This is a genomic window from Arthrobacter sp. FW306-04-A (assembly GCF_044358315.1).
Classification (GTDB): domain Bacteria; phylum Actinomycetota; class Actinomycetes; order Actinomycetales; family Micrococcaceae; genus Arthrobacter.
Map to the genome: position 1 here is coordinate 2218597 of NZ_CP084559.1, position 16958 is coordinate 2235554.

Here is a 16958-nt window from a genome sequence, read left to right on the forward strand (position 1 = left end):
CCTGATCGCAGCCCGATCAATGCCCTAGGCAGCGGTCACGCGCCACCTTCTGCAGGCGCGGTTTGCGGTGGTTCTGCCAGTTCCAGGGTGGCGGCCCAGCTCGCGAGGAGGCGCAGCGCATCTGCGGAGGGGGAGCCAGGTTCTGCAGGGTAGATGAACAGCGAGAGTCCGGTGTCGGCCGAGAGCTCCATCGCTTCGAACAGCAGGCGGAGTTCGCCCACCACGGGGTGGTGGAAATGCTTGAACCCGGTGTAGTGGCGGCGCACGTTGTGCCCGGCCCAGCGGGTGCGGAACTCGTCGCTGCGAGTGGATAACTCTCCAACGAGATCGCTCAGTCCGCGGTCGAACGGGTCGCGGCCGGCCTCGGCGCGGAGGATGGCCACCATGTTGTTGGCTGCGAGCTCCCAGTCCGGGAAGAACCGGCGGGCGCGTTCTTCATCCAGGAAAATGAAGCGCGCATAGTTGGCCGGACGGATTGGGCTGACATACATCTCTGAGTGCAAGGCAAGCCCGAGGCTGTTGGCCGCGAGGATGTCCATGCGTGCGTTGCGAACGAACGCCGGCGCGTCGGTGATGGCGTCAAGAACAAACTGGACGCTCGGCCGGACGTGTTGAGGTGCGGTTCGACGCTGCCGCTTGCTTGTTCCGGCGGTGCGGGCCAGATCGAATAAATGTGAGCGCTCTGCCTCGTCAAGCTGCAGTGCCCTGGCCAGTGCTTCCAGGACGCTTTCGGACACTCCGGCAAGGTTTCCGCGCTCGAGCCGGGTGTAATACTCAACGCTCACCCCGGCCAAGGTCGCCACTTCGCCGCGACGAAGTCCGGGCACTCGCCGATTGCCGCCCGACGCCGGTACCCCCGCCTGATCAGGTGTTAGCTTCGCGCGCCGCGAGGCAAGGAAATCGCGAACGTCATTGCGGTTGTCCATGCGAGCAACGATAGTGACCTTCCGGCACGGCGAGGGAGTCCCTGCCAGTACCCCCCTGGCCAGAGGCCCGGGCCCCCGGCTAGAAAATCCGGAAGTCGCCGGCGTCGGCGTTCGCTGATGGGTACACCACAGGTTCCCTGCCCAACTCAAGCAGGACGTCGTTGATGCTCATCTGTCCGTCCAGTTGCACGGCCGGGACGAAGGCGGTTTCGGATTCGACTTCAGCGGTCATGGATCGATCTTATGTGCGGCCGGGGGTACGGCCGCGCTGAACACGCGGCCTCCAGCGTAAGACGCCGGGGCTCCTTTTTCGTTCGACGCTCAGGGTCTTTGGGACGCAGCCGCGGAGGGGGAGAGGTCGGACAGCGTGAGCGGATGTGCCGGCGCCTTGGGGAAGGGGTAGCTGGTACTCACTCCTAGGTCCGGACCGACGTGGACCAGCGCGCCGCCAGCCAACGGCCTCCACGCCGGGTTGTCATCCATCGGTTCGGTCGCGATGAGGACGTGTCCGGAATGGGCGAGCTCCTTGCTGTGGGCTCGGATACGGGAGCTCCGCGCGTCCAACGGAACTGCATCGTCAGGACCGGCGGGCTGCCGTTCCAGGATGTGCAGTTCGTGGGTGTTCGGGAACCTGACCGCCCAAAGGTCGGTGGCCGTCGTCAGAATGAGATTCAAGCTTAAGACCGGAAGCTCATCGGCGATCCAGCTGATTGCTTGGGTGATACCTTCGCCGACGTCGCCACCTGCTCGCCTGCTCTCTGCAGTAATCAGGGCGAAGAGGCGCTCACTGTCCGTCTGGCCGTGCACCAGATCCGCCGCCCCTAACTCAACCAGCCGCTGATCCAGCCGTTCGAGACCGGCGAAGGCGCCGTTGTGGGCGAACAGCCTGCCTTCTTGCTCGAACGGGTGCGTGTTGGCCATCGTGTGTGCGCCGGTGCTGGCATACCGGACATGGGCCAGGAACGTCGTACTCTTCAGGATCCGCGCCTCGCGCGCAAAGGCGTGGTCCTCCCATGCGGCGAGCGGCTGCTTGGACACGTGGGCCTTACCGTCACCGTCAAAGGTGCCCATGCCGGCGCCGTCGGGCTCGCGCCGGCTTTGGTCAGCGAGGCTGTCCGGCGCGTCCAAGAGCCAGAAAGTGGCACGGACCGGTTCCGAACCGGCATGCAAGCCGAACAAGCGGCACATGGGCATTTCTCCTTGCGAGTCGCTGCTGACTAGTGGTGGAACGCCTGGGTTTGCCCGCCGGCGGGCATGGGTGCGGTGAGGCCGTCCAAATAGGCGACTTCCTTTTTGAGGTCGTTCAGGAAACTGGATGCGAGGTCGCGTGTGAAGCCATTGCGGACAACGATCCTTTGCACCGTTACCTCGCTCAGGCCTTCTGGCATTGGATAGGCGGGGACGAGCCACCCATTCATCCGAAGCCGTTCGGACAAGTGGTGAAGGTTCCAATTCTCCGTATGGCCGTCAGTGAGCTGCCAGGCAAAGACCGGGATGTCCGAGCCGTCGCTCCACAAAGTGAATGGCTCCATCGCCCCTATTTCACTGGAGAGAAAGAGCGCCACGTCTCGGGAAGTTGCCTGAACCGATTTGTATCCCTCGTATCCGAGCCGGAGGAACAAGTAGTACTGCAAGAGCACCTGCGCGCCGGGGCGCGAGAAGTTCAGGGCGAAAGTCGGCATGTTCCCACCCAGGTAGCTGACGTGGAAGATCAGGTCCTCGGGCAGCGCTTGCTCATCGCGCCAGATGACCCATCCAAGGCCTGGATAGATCAAGCCGTATTTGTGGCCTGAGGTGTTGATCGAGGCAACCCTTGGCAAACGGAAGTCCCAGACAGTCTCCGGTTGCAGGAAAGGCGCAATCATGGCGCCGGAGGCTCCGTCAACATGGATTGGAATATCGAGCCCTCGCCGTGCCTGTATCTCGTCCAACGCCGCGGAGATCCTTTCCACGGGCTCATAGGATCCCGTGTAGGTTACGCCCATGATGGCCACAACGCCGATGGTGTTCTCGTCCACGTACCGATCCAGTCCGTGGCCGTCGAGCACCGGATGTTCCTTTGACACCGGAATGTACCGGGCTTCCACGTCCCAGTAGTTGCAGAACTTCTCCCAGCACACCTGCACGGCCGAGCTGAGGACAAGGTTGGGTTTGTCCGTCGAAAGACCGGCCGACCGCCTTGAATGTTGCCAGCGGCGCTTCAACGCCAGGCCGCCGAGCATGCATGCCTCTGAGGAGCCGATAGTGGACGTCCCCACGGACTTGGCGGGATCAGGCGCGTTCCACAGGCCTGCGAGCATGCGCCAACAGCGGGTTTCGATCAAGGCGGTCTGGGGGTATTCGTCCTTGTCAATCATGTTCTTGTCAAACGTCTCGGCGTAGAGTTTCGACGCTTCGGGTTCCATCCACGTTCCAACAAACGTCGCGAGATTGAGGCGGGCGTTCCCGTCCAGCATGGCCTCGTCATGGACAACCTGATAGGCCGTCGACGGGAGGGACTCACCGTCTGGAAGGGTGAAACGTGGAAAGATGCTGGATTCTCCCGGCCGGCTGAATACCGGATTCAACTCCACCGCTGTGTCGGTTTCATGGGCTGATGCCCGGTGTGACCTATTGATGGTTCGCTCCTTTGACTCGCCAAGGCGCCCGCCGTGGCGGTGCCACGGCCTGCCAGGGCCCACGCTACCGTGGGAGGCCGCCGGACCCAAGCCCCGAGGCATGGTGCCAAAGTGGCTCCGGGTACATAATCGCAGGGGACGGAGCTCTGTCACCGCGATAATAGGAGGCACCAATGTCGATGCAGCACACCCCGGAAGAGCGCCGGTCGGCAGAGACGCGCAGCGTCCCGCTACCGGGATCAGAAAGGGCCCCCGCTCCGGGCGCCAGGGACCTTCTCGGTCCTGTCGACCCGTCCCGTCGGATTGAGGCAACGGTCATCCTTCGGCGCCAGGAAGAATTAACTGAAGTACCGTCCACCCCTCTGTCGCGGGACGAGCTGGCCTCGACTTACGGCGCATCCGCGGCGGACCTTGATCTGGCCGTGCGCACTTTCACCGACTTGGGCCTTGAGGTTGTTGAATCGGATGCGGCTAGCCGCAGGATTCGGCTGGCCGGCTCAGTGGAGCAGCTGAGCAGCATTTTCGGAACGTCCTTGGATGAGCTGACGAGCCGCAGCCCGGACGGCACTTCGGTTACGCACCGCCACCGCACCGGAGGCCTCCAGGTACCCGCGGCCCTCGACGGCGTCGTTGTTGCCGTCCTAGGCCTTGATGACCGGCCCCAAGCAAGGGCTCAGTTTCGCGTCATACCGCTGGCCGCGACGGGTACCAGCTATACCCCGCCCCAGTTGGGAAAAATCTATAACTTCCCCGACGGAACTGACGGGGCAGGCCAAACCGTGGCCATCCTCGAACTCGGCGGCGGCTACGGCAAACAGGACCTGGACGCCTACTTCCAAGGCCTCGGTATACCCACGCCGACCATCACCGCGGTGGGAGTCGACGGCGGGGCTAACCAGCCAGGGCAGGATCCGGCGGGTGCCGACGGGGAAGTCCTGCTCGACATTGAAGTTGTAGGTGCCTTGGCACCGAAGGCCAACATTGTGGTCTACTTTGCCCCAAACACCGACGCCGGATTCCTGGACTCGATTATCGCCGCGTCGCACTCGAATCCCGCACCGGCCGCAATCAGCATCAGCTGGGGCCAGAGCGAGGACGCATGGACGGCCCAAGCCCGGATGGCTTTCGACCAGGCCATGGCCGACGCCGCCGCCCTCGGGGTGACGGTGACAGCCGCCGCCGGGGACAACGGCAGTGCCGACGGCGCAACGGACAGCAAGGACCACGCCGATTTCCCGGCGTCGAGCCCTCATGTGTTGGCTTGCGGCGGAACCCGCCTTCAAGCAGACCCTGCGACGGGTGTCATCAGCGCAGAAACCGTCTGGAACGATGGTCCGAACTCCGCCACCGGCGGAGGATACAGCGACGTCTTCCCTGTTCCGTCGTGGCAGTCGGGCATCACGGGACATGCCAAGCACAAACCCTCTCCCAAGAAGGCCGGACGGGGCGTGCCGGACGTTAGTGGCGTCGCGGACCCGCAAACCGGCTACCGGGTCCGAGTCGACGGGAAAGACATGGTGATCGGCGGAACCAGCGCGGTGGCACCTCTCTGGGCAGCCCTGATCGCCCGGCTCGCCCAGGCAACCAACAGGCGCTTCGGGCTGATCCAGCCGCTGCTCTACCAAAACGGCACGCAACCGGCGTCGGGCTTCCACGACATCACTACAGGCTCCAACGGAAGCTACCGGGCCGGGACCGGCTGGGACCCCTGCACCGGCTTGGGCAGCCCGGACGGCACAGCCCTTCTTGCATTGCTGGAGACTAAACCCTGAGGAGGACATACCGGAACGGTCGCCCGTGCCGTGGCGCCAAAAAACAGCCTCGCAAATGGATTTGGCTCGGTAAACTGATTGTGTCCTTGTTAACCGCAGGATTCAAAGGAGGCTGCACAATGGCTGGGTACTTTGAGCTGGTCGACGCACCCGATGACGGGTACAGGATTGCACTGCGCGACGGCGACGGCGACATTCTGGCGATGTCCACAACATTTGCCACCAAGCAGTTGGCTGTCCGCGGGATATCAACACTCAGGGAGATCGCCGGAACGGCCCTTATCAAGGACCGGAGCCACGGAAAGTGGACCCCTTCGCTTGAGAGGCAGGTTCAGCGGCTGCATCTGCTTCATCAGCCCGCATGGCGGACGCACGAGTTGAGGAAAGCCGCCAGCCGCTGACAGGCTAAAGGCCCTCAAAAGGCAGGGCCGCACGGGCACCTTCCGTCCCGTTCCGCCACCACATCAGTTCCGCCGGACCCCAAGCCGCGCCCTGTGCGGCCCTTGTGGCGACCCATCGCCAATATCGGCCGGGCCCTCGAGCCTTCATGCCGCGAAACGGCACGCCCATGCCTGCTTTGGCGGCCTCCGCCGGAGCGGATACGATGGACGATGGCTGGCTGTGGTCCCCGTATGCCACAAGCTATGAAGCCATATCAATGAATAGGAGACACCCGTGTCAGATGCCCAGCAGATCACCCTCATCGTCGATGGCGAAGAGACCAAGGTGACGGAAGGGACCACCGGCGCGGAACTCTTCTTTGAGCGCCGCGACGTCGTAGTAGCCCGTGTCGACGGCGAACTCAAGGACCTCGACCAGGTGCTCCCCGAGGGAGCACAGGTTGAAGGGGTGACCATCGAGTCGGCGGACGGCCTCAACGTCCTGCGTCACTCCACCGCACATGTCATGGCCCAGGCCGTGCAGCAACTGCGCCCGGACGCCAAGCTCGGAATCGGCCCGTACATCACAGACGGTTTCTACTTCGACTTCGACGTCGCCGAACCCTTCACCCCTGAAGACCTGCGCCAGCTCGAAAAGATGATGCAGAAGATCATCAACCAGAACCAGAAGTTCGTGCGCCGCGTTGTCACGGAGGACGAAGCCCGCGAGGCCATGAAGAACGAGCCCTACAAGCTCGAACTGCTCGGCAAGAAGAACAACGCTGCCGACGCCGGCGAGGGCGTCAACGTCGAGGTGGGCGCTGGGGACATCACCATATACGACAACGTGGACCGCAAGAGCGGTGACAGCGTCTGGTGCGATCTCTGCCGGGGACCGCACCTGCCTAACACCAAACTGATCTCAAATGCCTTCGCCCTGACCCGTTCCTCGGCGGCATACTGGCTGGGCAACCAGAACAACCAGCAGCTGCAACGTATCTACGGCACCGCTTGGCCCACCAAGGATGCGCTGAAGGCCTACCAAGAGCGCATCGCCGAGGCTGAGCGCCGCGACCACCGCAAGCTCGGCGCGGAGCTGGACCTGTTCTCGTTCCCGGACGAACTGGGCTCCGGCCTGCCGGTGTTCCACCCCAAGGGCGGCATCATCCGCAAGGCCATGGAAGACTACTCCCGCCAGCGCCACGTGGACGCCGGCTACGAGTTCGTCTACACCCCGCACATCACCAAGGGCCACCTCTACGAGGTCTCTGGCCACCTTGACTGGTACAAAGAGGGCATGTTCCCTGCGATGCACATCGACGCGGAACTGAACGACGACGGCACCGTGCGCAAGCCAGGCCAGGACTACTACCTGAAGCCGATGAACTGCCCCATGCACAATCTCATCTTCCGATCTCGCGGCCGCTCCTACCGCGAACTGCCCCTGCGCCTCTTCGAATTCGGTTCCGTCTACCGCTACGAGAAGTCCGGCGTTGTCCACGGACTGACCCGCGTGCGCGGCATGACACAGGACGACGCCCACATCTACTGCACCCGCGAACAGATGAAGGACGAGCTCACCACCACTTTGAACTTCGTTCTCGGCCTGCTCAAGGACTACGGACTGGACGATTTCTACCTTGAACTGTCCACCAAGAACGAAGACAAGTTCGTTGGTGAGGAGGCTGCCTGGGAGGAAGCCACCCGCACCTTGGCCGAAGTAGCGGAGGCGTCGGGGTTGGAGCTTGTCCCGGACCCGGGTGGAGCCGCGTTCTACGGCCCGAAGATCTCTGTGCAGGCCAAGGATGCGCTGGGCCGCACCTGGCAGATGTCCACCATCCAGCTGGACTTCAACCTGCCCGACCGTTTCGAGCTCGAGTTCCAGGCTGCCGACGGTACCCGTCAGCGTCCGGTCATGATCCACCGTGCCCTGTTCGGCTCGGTCGAGCGCTTCATGGGCGTGCTCACCGAACACTACGCAGGAGCCTTCCCGGCGTGGCTTTCGCCCGTGCAGGTGGTTGGCATTCCGGTAGCGGAGGCGTTCAACGATTACATGTTCGACGTCGTTGACCAGCTCAAGGCCGCGGGGATACGTGCCGAGGCGGACATTTCCTCGGACCGTTTCCCGAAGAAGATCCGCACTGCGAGCAAGGACAAGATTCCCTTCGTCCTGATCGCCGGCGGAGAGGACGCGGAAGCCGGTGCGGTGTCGTTCCGCTTCCGTGATGGCAGCCAAGACAACGGTGTGCCCGTTGCCGAGGCCGTCCGGAGAATCGTGGACGCCGTCAAGAACCGCGAGAGCTGACGAGACGGCAACGCCAAGGCGGAAACAGTGCAGGAGAACACAGGCGTGACAGCTGACTATCCGGGCGATGCCGAAGTGACCGACGACTTCGGCTTGGCAGGTGTTCCGGACGCGTTCCAGCGCCTGTGGACTCCGCACCGCATGGCCTACATCAAGGGTGGGCCGAACCAGTTCAAAAACCAGGACGACTGCCCATTCTGCGTGGCTCCAAGCCGCACGGACGAGGAATCCCTCATCGTCCACCGTGGCAAGACCTGCTACGTGGTGCTGAACCTGTTTCCGTACAACCCCGGCCACCTGCTCGTGTGCCCGTACCGGCATGTGCCGGACTATACGGACATCACCGTGGAGGAAACGGCCGAGATGGCGGAGCTCACACAGACAGCGATGCGCGTGCTACGCAAGGTGGCCAACCCGGCCGGCTTCAACCTGGGCATGAACCAGGGTGTTGCCGGCGGGGCGGGAATTGCCGCCCACCTGCACCAGCACGTGGTTCCGCGCTGGGGTGGGGACGGAAACTTCTTCCCGATCATCGCCCAAACGAAGGCCATCACCCAGACCCTTGACGATGTCCGCCAGCAAGTGGCGGACGCTTGGCCTGGCGAGGCGGACGCGCCCGGGGAGACGGATGCTTAATCGCCATGCGCGCGGGTTTTTCACCGCGTTGTTCTCGCCCCTTGCCCGATTCCTGCTCAAGGTGGGGGCTTCGCCTGACGCCGTTACCGTCATCGGGACTGCTGGGGTAGTGCTGGGCGCCCTGATTCTTTACCCCATGGGCCAGCTCTGGTGGGGCTCCCTGCTCATCGCGGTCTTCGCCTTGTCCGACGTCGTGGACGGCATCATGGCGAGGGAGCAAGGCCGCAGCGGCCCCTGGGGAAACTTTCTTGACTCAACGCTGGACCGGCTGGCGGACGGCGCCATTTTCGCCGGCGTCGCCATCTGGTTCTTCATGGGCGGGGCGAACAACGCCATTGCCATAGCGGCGGTGGCCTGCCTGATACTCGGGATGGTTGTTTCATACGCCCGCGCCAAGGCTGAATCACTGGGCTTCTACGCCAACGTGGGAATCGCCGAGCGTGCCGAGCGGCTCATCTCGGTGCTGCTCGTCACCGGCCTGACGGGCTTGGGGCTACCCCCCGTCGTGTTGCTGGTGACCCTTGTTGTGCTCGCGGCGGCTACCGGCGTCACGGTCGTCCAGAGGATGGCAGCTGTCCGCGAACAGGCCATGGCAGACGTCGACGGCGGGACACCCGCCTAGGCGGCGCGATCATTTTGCGCGCCGAAGCGTGTCAGCGGCTCGGGAGATACGCGTTGGTGTCACCCGCGTTCCTGTCTTGTACTAGCGCGTTTCGTGTCCTGGCGGGTTCATGTCCGGGTGGGTCTGAAGTGGTGGTTGCGTCTGGGTGTTTGGCGGGGATCGAGGTGGGGTGGGGGTTTGAACCATGCCATGCCGGAGTCCATCGTGATGGTCCAGCGTTCTTTGTGGATGACGTGGTGGTGGCTGCACAGCAAGACGCCGTTGTCGGTTCCGGTGGTGCCGCCGTGGGACCAGTAGGTGATGTGGTGGGCTTCGCACCATGATGCGGGGATGTCGCAGTCGGGGAAGGCGCAGCCTTGGTCCCGGGCGGTGATGGCTTTGCGGATGTGGGGCGGGAACACCCTGGTGGTGCGGCCGATGTCCAGGATGCGGCTGTCGCTGCCGAGCAGCACGGGGATGATGTCGGCGTCGCAGGCGATCTTGCGGATGACCGAGGGGTGGATCGGGCCCTGGAACGTGGACGCGCCGGTGCCCGGACGAGGATTTGCGGCGGTGGTTTGGTGTTCGACGCGCTCGAGCAGCTCGCGGTAGTCGATGGTCACCATCACCTGCGGCCGGAGACCGCCCGCGGCGGGCAGTTCACCTGTGGACAGGGCCGCTGCGCAGGCCCCGATGAGCCCGTCAAGCAGCTTCTGCGCCCGCGAGCGGCGATCCAGCGACGGGTGAGCAACGGCGTCGGGCTCCGAAAACCCTCCGGTGGCGCCGCCGGTGTTGCCGCCTGAATCCGGATCCGGTGATCCACCGAGATCCTGGCGGAGGCGGGGGTTGGTGGCGGTGTTCATGACGGTGGCGAGGGTCTCGAATTGTTCGGCGGTGGCGAAGATTTCCAGGTGATGCAGGCCGCGGCGGGGTTTGCGGATGAACGCACCCTGGCGGTGGCGGAGTTCTTCCTCGCCGGGTTCGGATCCGTCCTGGTCGATGGCGTCAACCCACCGCTTCGCCATCCGGGACACGAAATCGGGATCGCTCTGCACCGCGGTGCTGGTCAGTGCTTGCTCCATCTGCAGGGCGGTTTCCGCGTCGGCGATGTGTCGCACCTGGTCCAGGGCCACGCTGATCACCGTGGCCGACCGGGACGGCACGCCTGCCGACGAAAGGGCCGCGGCGAGCACCCCGTGCCGTGCGGGTATTTCCTGCCCGGCGATCCCTGCCCGCGGGAGCACGGCGGAGGCCACCGCAAGCCTGCGCCGTGCCTCGCCAATACCGATCCGCAGCCTGGCCCGCAGGAATTCGGCCGCATTCCGGTAACCGTCGTCGACCGCGTCAACGGCGTCAGCGGCGTCGACGGCGTCAGCGGCGTCGACGGCGTCAGCGGCGTCAGCGGCGTCGGTCAGGCTGGCGGCAGGAGCCGACGCCGGAACCTGGGGGTCGGATCCGGTTGCCGCGGGCTCGGTCCAGCCAGTCACCCACCCCGGCGCCGGGGATGGCTGCCGTGCCGCCCGGGCTTCGCACCGCGTCCGCTCCACGGCCCCGGCTGCAACGATCTGCAGAAACTCCACCGTCCGCGAGATCTCTTCGACCCTGCCGGCGAAATCAGCGGCATCAGGGAACCCAAACAACCGGGCCTCGGAGACAGCAGCTGAACGCAGCGCGTCCATCGCCGCCGCTGCCTGATCAAGGCCGCTTGCCGGCCCCGGAGCGGATTCAGGCCTGGTACCGGGGCGAACCTCCAGCCGGTTGATCTCGGCATGCCGCGCAGGGACGCGCTTCAGACGGCGGGAAAGACGTCCCAGCGACGCAACTCCGACGTCAGCCGGGGCCGCCCGAGGTGCCACGAATTGACCGATGCCTTCCATAAACAAACACTGTCACGAGGCTCGGACATTATTAGCCCAGCTAGCTTGCCATCTGTTCCCTGATGGATGCTTGGGGCACACGCGGCCGGAGCTGCACTCACAATTGCCGAAGACAGATTCCCCCAACTCCGATTCGGCAATCAATCTGATGCCGTCAATAGCTGCCTGAAGTATCGCGACTCTCGGGACTCATATCAGCCGGTTCGCGATGCCTCTCTCCTCTTTTGGAATGGCGCGGCCGGTGCTGGTAATCAAGTACGACCGGCCCATCGCAGGGGACTAGTATTGAACTTACTTGGTCAATGTGACCTGGAAATCCGGTGTGTGCTGTGCGTGGCCAGCTGTCCGCCTGCGCCCCGGCCAAGGTCTTCTATCTACCCATAGGGGTTTTTGTGTCTACACCTGATGTAAGCAACGAAGCCGGTTCGTCCGCAGCCAGCGTTACGGGCAGCAGCCGCGTCAAGCGCGGCATGGCCGAGATGCTCAAGGGCGGCGTCATCATGGACGTCGTCAACGTCGAGCAGGCCCGCATCGCCGAAGATGCCGGTGCCGTGGCCGTGATGGCGCTCGAGCGCGTTCCCGCGGACATCCGCGCCCAGGGCGGCGTCTCCCGCATGTCGGACCCGGACATGATCGACGCGATCATCGCCGCGGTGTCCATCCCCGTCATGGCCAAGGCCCGCATCGGGCACTTCGTCGAGGCCCAGGTCCTGCAGTCCCTCGGCGTGGACTACATCGACGAGTCCGAGGTCCTGACCCCGGCCGACTACACCCACCACATCGACAAGTGGAACTTCACCGTTCCCTTCGTCTGCGGTGCCACCAACCTCGGTGAGGCCCTGCGCCGCATCAACGAGGGCGCGGCCATGATCCGCTCCAAGGGCGAGGCAGGCACCGGAGACGTCTCCAACGCCACAACGCACATGCGCCAGATCCGCGCCGAGATCCTCCGGCTCTCCACCCTGCCCGAGGACGAGCTCTACGTCGCGGCCAAGGAACTCCAGGCCCCGTACGAGCTCGTCAAGGAAATCGCCGCCACCGGCAAGCTCCCCGTGGTCCTGTTCACCGCCGGCGGCATCGCCACCCCGGCCGACGCTGCGATGATGATGCAGCTCGGCGCGGACGGCGTGTTCGTCGGTTCAGGGATCTTCAAGTCCGGCAACCCGGCCCAGCGTGCCGCCGCCGTCGTGAAGGCCACCACGTTCTTCGATGACCCCGATGTCATCGCCAAGGTCTCTCGTGGCCTGGGCGAGGCCATGGTGGGCATCAACGTGGAGGAAATCCCCGAACCGCACCGCCTCGCCGAGCGCGGCTGGTAAGTCTCGCTTTGGGGGGAGCGCGCCGGACGGCGCTGATCCTCTGCGTGCTATTCCCCGCTCCCGGTTGGCGGGCCGGCAGGCCCCGATCCTCTGCGTGCTATTCCCCGCGATCCGCTGCCGCGGCTTTGCCGCGACTCGGGGCGGGGGCCCTTTTACGCACGCTGCCGGATCCATGCCCGCCTCCATGTAGTGCGGCTTAGTGCGACGCCGGTCGGTCACCTTTCACGGTGACCGGCCGGCGTCGTGCGTTAACCAAGTCACTCGCAGTTAGTGTCGTTATGAGGCGCTCCAAAACGACACCTGTTGCCAGTCAGTTGGGCCGGGCTATTCCAGGCCGCGGCGCTTGAGGAGGGGCTCCAGGGAGGCATCTCGTCCCCGGAGCGTGCGGAACGATTCCAACGGGTCCCGGCTGTTGCCACGGGAGAGCAGTTCCGAGCGGAATCGATCGCCGTTCCGGCGCAGCAGCCCGCCGTTTTCCGTGAACCAGTCCACCGTTTCCGCGTCCAGCACCTCACTCCAGATGTAGGAGTAGTACCCGGCTGCGTAGAAATCCCCGGCGAAGATGTGCTGGAAGTACCCCGTGCGGTACCGGGGCGGTATGAGGGAGTGTGCCACGCCCGCCGCAGCCAATGCCTTGGCTTCGAAGTCCTGGGCATCTTGAGGAACACCGTCTACGTCCAACACATGCCAGGCCAGGTCCAAAAGGGCGGCACCGAGGTACTCAGTGGTGGCGAAACCTTCGCCCCAGAGCTTGGACTCGTTGAGGCGGTCAATGACGTCCCGGGGGAGCGGTACGCCGGTGGCGTAGTGGCGGGCGTAGTTGCCGATAATTTCGGGCCACATGATCCACATCTCGTTGACCTGCGACGGATACTCCACGAAGTCCCGGGGGACGGAGGTTCCGGAGAACCGTGGATACGTGACGTTGGAGAAAAGTCCGTGCAAGGCATGGCCAAACTCGTGGAAAGTAGTCCGGACCTCGTCCAGGGTGAGCAGGGTCGGTTCTCCGGCTCGCGGTTTGGAGATGTTCAGGTTGTTGATCACCACCGGCTTGGTGCCCAGCAGTGCCGACTGGTCGACGAGCGAGTTCATCCAGGCGCCGCCGCGCTTGGTGTCCCGCGCGTAGTAGTCGCCCAGGAAAAGGCCAAGCTCAGAGCCGTCCTCGTTTCGCACCTCCCAGACGCGGACGTCGGGGTGGTATCCCTCAAGGTCCTTCCGCTCCTGGAAAGTAATGCCGAAGAGGCTCGTGGCTGCGAAGAACACGCCGTCCACCAGCACCCGGTCCAATTCGAAATAGGGCCGTAGCAGCTGTTCGTCCACCTCGTAGCGCTCCCGCTGGACCTTTGAGGAGTAGTACGCCCAGTCCCACGCTTCCAGCGGGTTCCCTGCGCTCTGCGCCAAGGCACCAGCTTCGGCGTCGGCGTTGCGGATGGCGGCAGGAGCGAGCCGGTTGAGCATCGCCTGCACGGTCGCGAGATCGGGGGCGGTCTGGCGGTCAATGACCAGTTCGGCGTAGTTGCCGAACCCGAGAAGGGTCGCCTTCTCAGCCCTCAAACGCACCATCGCCTTCGCCAGTTCCAGGACATCGAGGCTGCCGCCGTCGCTGCCCCTCGCGACGGATGCCTCATACAAACGGCGGCGGAGGTCGCGGTTCCGCAAAGAAGTCAAAGCAGGCTGGTTGCTCGGCTGAATGAGGGTCAGGAGGTATTTCCCCTCGTGTCCGCCAGTCCGTGCTGCCTCCGCGGCGCTGGCGATGTCGTCCGCTGGCAGGCCGGCAAGTTCCGCGGCGTCATCCACCAAAAGGGCGGCGTCCTTCATGGCTTCCTTGACGCGTTGCCCATACTCCGTTCCCAAACGGGACAGCTCCGCATTGAGGCTCTTGAGCTTTTCCTGGTCATCTGGATCAAGCTGGATCCCCGACTGGCGGAATTCCCGGAGGTATTCCTGCACCAGCCGGATGGATTCGTCATCAAGTCCTGAGGTGTCTATGGCCGCGAATCGCTCGTATAGTCCGCGGTTGAGATAGACGGCGTCCTGATGGGCAGAGAAACGCGGAGACAGTTCGGTTTCCAGCTTCTGGATGGCCTCGGAAGCGTGGGCGGACACCAAGGTGAAAAAGGATGCTGCTGCCCGCTCCAGCAGGCGGCCGGAGCGTTCCATGGCAATGGCCGTATTTTCGAAGGAAACAGGCTCGGGGTTTTCCACGATGGATTGGATCTCGGCCGAGTGGTCGGCCAGGCCCGCGTCCACTGCCTCGGCGTAGTGGCTGTCCTGGATCTCTGCAAAGGGTGGCAATCCGAAGGGAAGGGTGCTCGGCTCCAAGAGGGGGTTCGTCATCAAGCAACCCTTTCATGCAGGGCCCCCGCCCACAACGCTTCTCGTCGTGTTAGCGCGGGCGCCGCGCCGCGTGTTCGCGCGCCAGGCGGGCAAAGCCGTCGTCGGGCGTCCCCGGAACAAAGCTTCCGTATTTGCGTTCGACGGCGGTGCGGATCAGGAAATCGGCGATGGCAGGATTCTTTGGCAACAGGGATCCGTGCAGGTAACTGGCAACGACGTTGCGGTGCCGGGCACCTTCATGGCCGTCTTTGCTGTTGTTGCCGGCGCCCTTGGACACGGTGCCGAGGGGCTCGACGCCGGGGCCTAGAGAGGTCTGTCCGCTGTGGTTTTCGTATCCCAGGATTTCGCCGAACTCAGGTGAGGTGAGCGTGACGTTGCCGATGAGCCGCTCATCGGTGCCGACGGTTTCGACATCCAGGATGCCTATCCCCGGGATGACCGGGCCGGCCTTCGTCTTGAAGAACTTGCCGAAAAGCTGGTAGAGCCCACAAATGACCAGCATGGGCGTTCCGTCCTCCGCCATCCCGCGGAGTTGGTCGCCGCGTGCCTGGAGATCGTCCTTGATGACGATCTGGCCGCTGTCCTGCCCGCCGCCGCCGACAATGATGTCAACATCCTCGGGGAAGTCGTCGCCCACGTTGTACTCGAGGAGCTCGGGCGTGTAGCCGTGCCAGAGTAGCCGCTGGCGCAGGACGAGGGAGTTGCCCCAGTCCCCGTAGATGTTCATCGCACGGGGATACAACTGCAGTACCCGTATGGTGCCCTTGCTTGCGTGTTGTGCGGTGTCTTCGGCCGAGGTCATGAGACCACCTCCACTGTGGTGATTTTGGAGAGTTCACGCCGAATGGCCAACATCGCAGTATAAGTGCAGAAAACCCGCTTCGGCTTGCCTGCCGAACCCCGGATGAATTCAGCCAAGGCCACGGGGATGTCTGTGTTCACCGAGCCAAAACTGACCTCATCGTACTGGAGCCGGAGTGCCATGTCGTACGCTCGGACACCCGTGAGGACGTCCACGCCGTCCTCACGGAGGGACTCGAATTCAACGTCCCACAGCCAGGACATGTCGCGGCCGTCGGCGTAGTTGTCATTGATGGCGATCATCGACGCGTAGCCCTTCGCCGGGAAGGACTTCAGGCCGAGCCGGAAGCCGCTGGGGTTCTTCACCAGCACCAACTCGAGGGGCTGGCCGTCCACCACGAGGCTTTCCCCGCGGCCAAACGCCGGAGCGACTTCGGAGAGGGCCTTGACCAGCTTGGCGGCGTCGCCGGGCCTTCCACTTGCCCCCGTGATGCTCCTGGCCAGCACCAACGCGGCGGCGGCATTGAAGATGTTGTAGACGCCACGGAGCTTCATGTGGGTGGCGACCCGTTCGCCGTCGAATTCGAAGTCCGCGTCGTCGGCACCTACCCGGCGGAGCACGACGTCGGCCGTTTCGACGGCGGGAACGTCGCTTTGGGGGCCGGTCTCCGGCGTCGCGGTGCGCATGTCGTCGTCGTTCGGGAAGGTGCTGCGGAGCGATTCGTCCAAACCGAAGTAGAGCACTTCGGGACCGGTGATGGTCCCCGCGATCCGGGCGACGCGCGGATCCTCGCGGTTCAGGACCACGGTTCCCGTGGTTCTTTCGGCGATCCTCTGAAGAAGCAACGCGGTCGTGTCGATTTCGCCGAAGCGATCCAGCTGGTCGCGAAGAACGTTCAGGAGGAGGCAATAGCGCGGCGGTACCTTGTTCACGAAGTGCACGGCGTGTGCCTCGTCAAGTTCCAACACCGCGACGTCGGCGTCCAGCTTGCCGCGCCAGTCCACCTCACCCAGGAGCGCCGCCGCCACGCCGCGGGTGAAGTTGCTGCCCGTACGGTTGGTGAAGACCTTCAGGCCTTGGCTTTCAAGCAGTTCCACCACCATTTTGGTGGTGGTCGTCTTGCCATTGGTCCCGCTCACCACTGCCACGCCATGGGGGAGCGAGGACAGAGTTCGTTGCATGAAGCCGGGGTCGATCTTTTCGACCACGAGGCCAGGCAGGGCCGAACCTCCGCCGCGAAGCCTGGACACAGCGCGGACCAGCTTGCCGAGTGGAACGGTGAACGAAAACATGCTCTGTAATATATCCCAGTTGGTGCATAAACCATGTGCCGCAGGCCTGCAATCGGGTTGCCAAGGCGAGTCCGGCATCGGCAGCGCATTATG

General features: G+C 64.1%; 14 protein-coding genes. 6 read left to right on the forward strand and 8 right to left on the reverse strand.

The features are described from left to right. Positions 1-35: 35 nt before the first annotated feature. From LFT43_RS10180 to LFT43_RS10195, 4 genes are all read right to left on the reverse strand, one after another. Positions 36-926, reverse strand: coding sequence for a helix-turn-helix transcriptional regulator (locus LFT43_RS10180; protein WP_395796436.1), 891 nt, complete (start codon positions 924-926; stop codon positions 36-38). 79 nt (positions 927-1005) lie between these two features. Then, a complete protein-coding gene (locus tag LFT43_RS10185; protein WP_284982224.1) occupies positions 1006-1158 on the reverse strand; it encodes a hypothetical protein in 153 nt (50 codons plus the stop codon). A gap of 89 nt (positions 1159-1247) precedes the next feature. Continuing rightward, positions 1248-2114, reverse strand: a complete 867-nt coding sequence (locus tag LFT43_RS10190) for a class II glutamine amidotransferase (protein ID WP_395796439.1) — start codon at positions 2112-2114, stop codon at positions 1248-1250. Between the two features lie 29 nt (positions 2115-2143). After that, positions 2144-3544 (reverse strand): glutamate decarboxylase, encoded by a 1401-nt coding sequence (locus LFT43_RS10195; RefSeq protein WP_395802994.1) that lies wholly within the window; start codon positions 3542-3544, stop codon positions 2144-2146. Positions 3545-3717: 173 nt separating this feature from the next. Between LFT43_RS10195 and LFT43_RS10200 the strand changes: the two genes are divergently transcribed. The 5 genes from LFT43_RS10200 (at position 3718) to pgsA (ending at position 9259) form a co-directional block, all read left to right on the forward strand. Further along, the gene (locus tag LFT43_RS10200) at positions 3718-5316 is read left to right on the forward strand and encodes a protease pro-enzyme activation domain-containing protein (protein WP_395796441.1); all 1599 of its coding nucleotides are present in this window, start codon (positions 3718-3720) and stop codon (positions 5314-5316) included. Between the two features lie 119 nt (positions 5317-5435). Further along, entirely contained in the window at positions 5436-5717 is a 282-nt protein-coding gene (locus LFT43_RS10205) for a YegP family protein (protein WP_395796443.1), read from the forward strand. Positions 5718-5991: 274 nt separating this feature from the next. Continuing rightward, complete coding sequence (gene thrS, locus LFT43_RS10210; protein WP_395796445.1) at positions 5992-8001, forward strand: threonine--tRNA ligase; 2010 nt, start codon at positions 5992-5994, stop codon at positions 7999-8001. Positions 8002-8028: 27 nt separating this feature from the next. Continuing rightward, complete coding sequence (locus tag LFT43_RS10215; RefSeq protein WP_395796447.1) at positions 8029-8637, forward strand: HIT family protein; 609 nt, start codon at positions 8029-8031, stop codon at positions 8635-8637. Further along, the gene (gene pgsA / locus LFT43_RS10220) at positions 8630-9259 is read left to right on the forward strand and encodes a phosphatidylinositol phosphate synthase (RefSeq protein WP_395796449.1); all 630 of its coding nucleotides are present in this window, start codon (positions 8630-8632) and stop codon (positions 9257-9259) included. Before LFT43_RS10215 ends, pgsA begins: the two co-directional genes overlap by 8 nt. A gap of 107 nt (positions 9260-9366) precedes the next feature. On the opposite strand, the gene LFT43_RS10225 is transcribed toward pgsA, so the two are convergent. After that, a complete protein-coding gene (locus tag LFT43_RS10225) occupies positions 9367-11115 on the reverse strand; it encodes a DUF222 domain-containing protein (protein WP_395796451.1) in 1749 nt (582 codons plus the stop codon). A 392-nt stretch (positions 11116-11507) separates the two neighbouring features. Between LFT43_RS10225 and pdxS the strand changes: the two genes are divergently transcribed. Further along, positions 11508-12434: a pyridoxal 5'-phosphate synthase lyase subunit PdxS gene (gene pdxS, locus LFT43_RS10230; RefSeq protein ID WP_269998691.1), complete on the forward strand. Its 927-nt coding sequence runs from the start codon at positions 11508-11510 to the stop codon at positions 12432-12434. Between the two features lie 324 nt (positions 12435-12758). On the opposite strand, the gene LFT43_RS10235 is transcribed toward pdxS, so the two are convergent. The 3 genes from LFT43_RS10235 to LFT43_RS10245 are packed head-to-tail and all read right to left on the reverse strand — an operon-like array spanning position 12759 to position 16865. Then, positions 12759-14771, reverse strand: a complete 2013-nt coding sequence (locus LFT43_RS10235) for a M3 family metallopeptidase (protein WP_395796453.1) — start codon at positions 14769-14771, stop codon at positions 12759-12761. Positions 14772-14820: 49 nt separating this feature from the next. Beyond that, a complete protein-coding gene (locus LFT43_RS10240) occupies positions 14821-15573 on the reverse strand; it encodes a type 1 glutamine amidotransferase (protein WP_395796455.1) in 753 nt (250 codons plus the stop codon). After that, a complete protein-coding gene (locus LFT43_RS10245) occupies positions 15570-16865 on the reverse strand; it encodes a MurT ligase domain-containing protein (RefSeq protein WP_395796457.1) in 1296 nt (431 codons plus the stop codon). The genes LFT43_RS10240 and LFT43_RS10245 overlap by 4 nt, the downstream gene beginning before the upstream one ends. Positions 16866-16958: the final 93 nt, after the last annotated feature.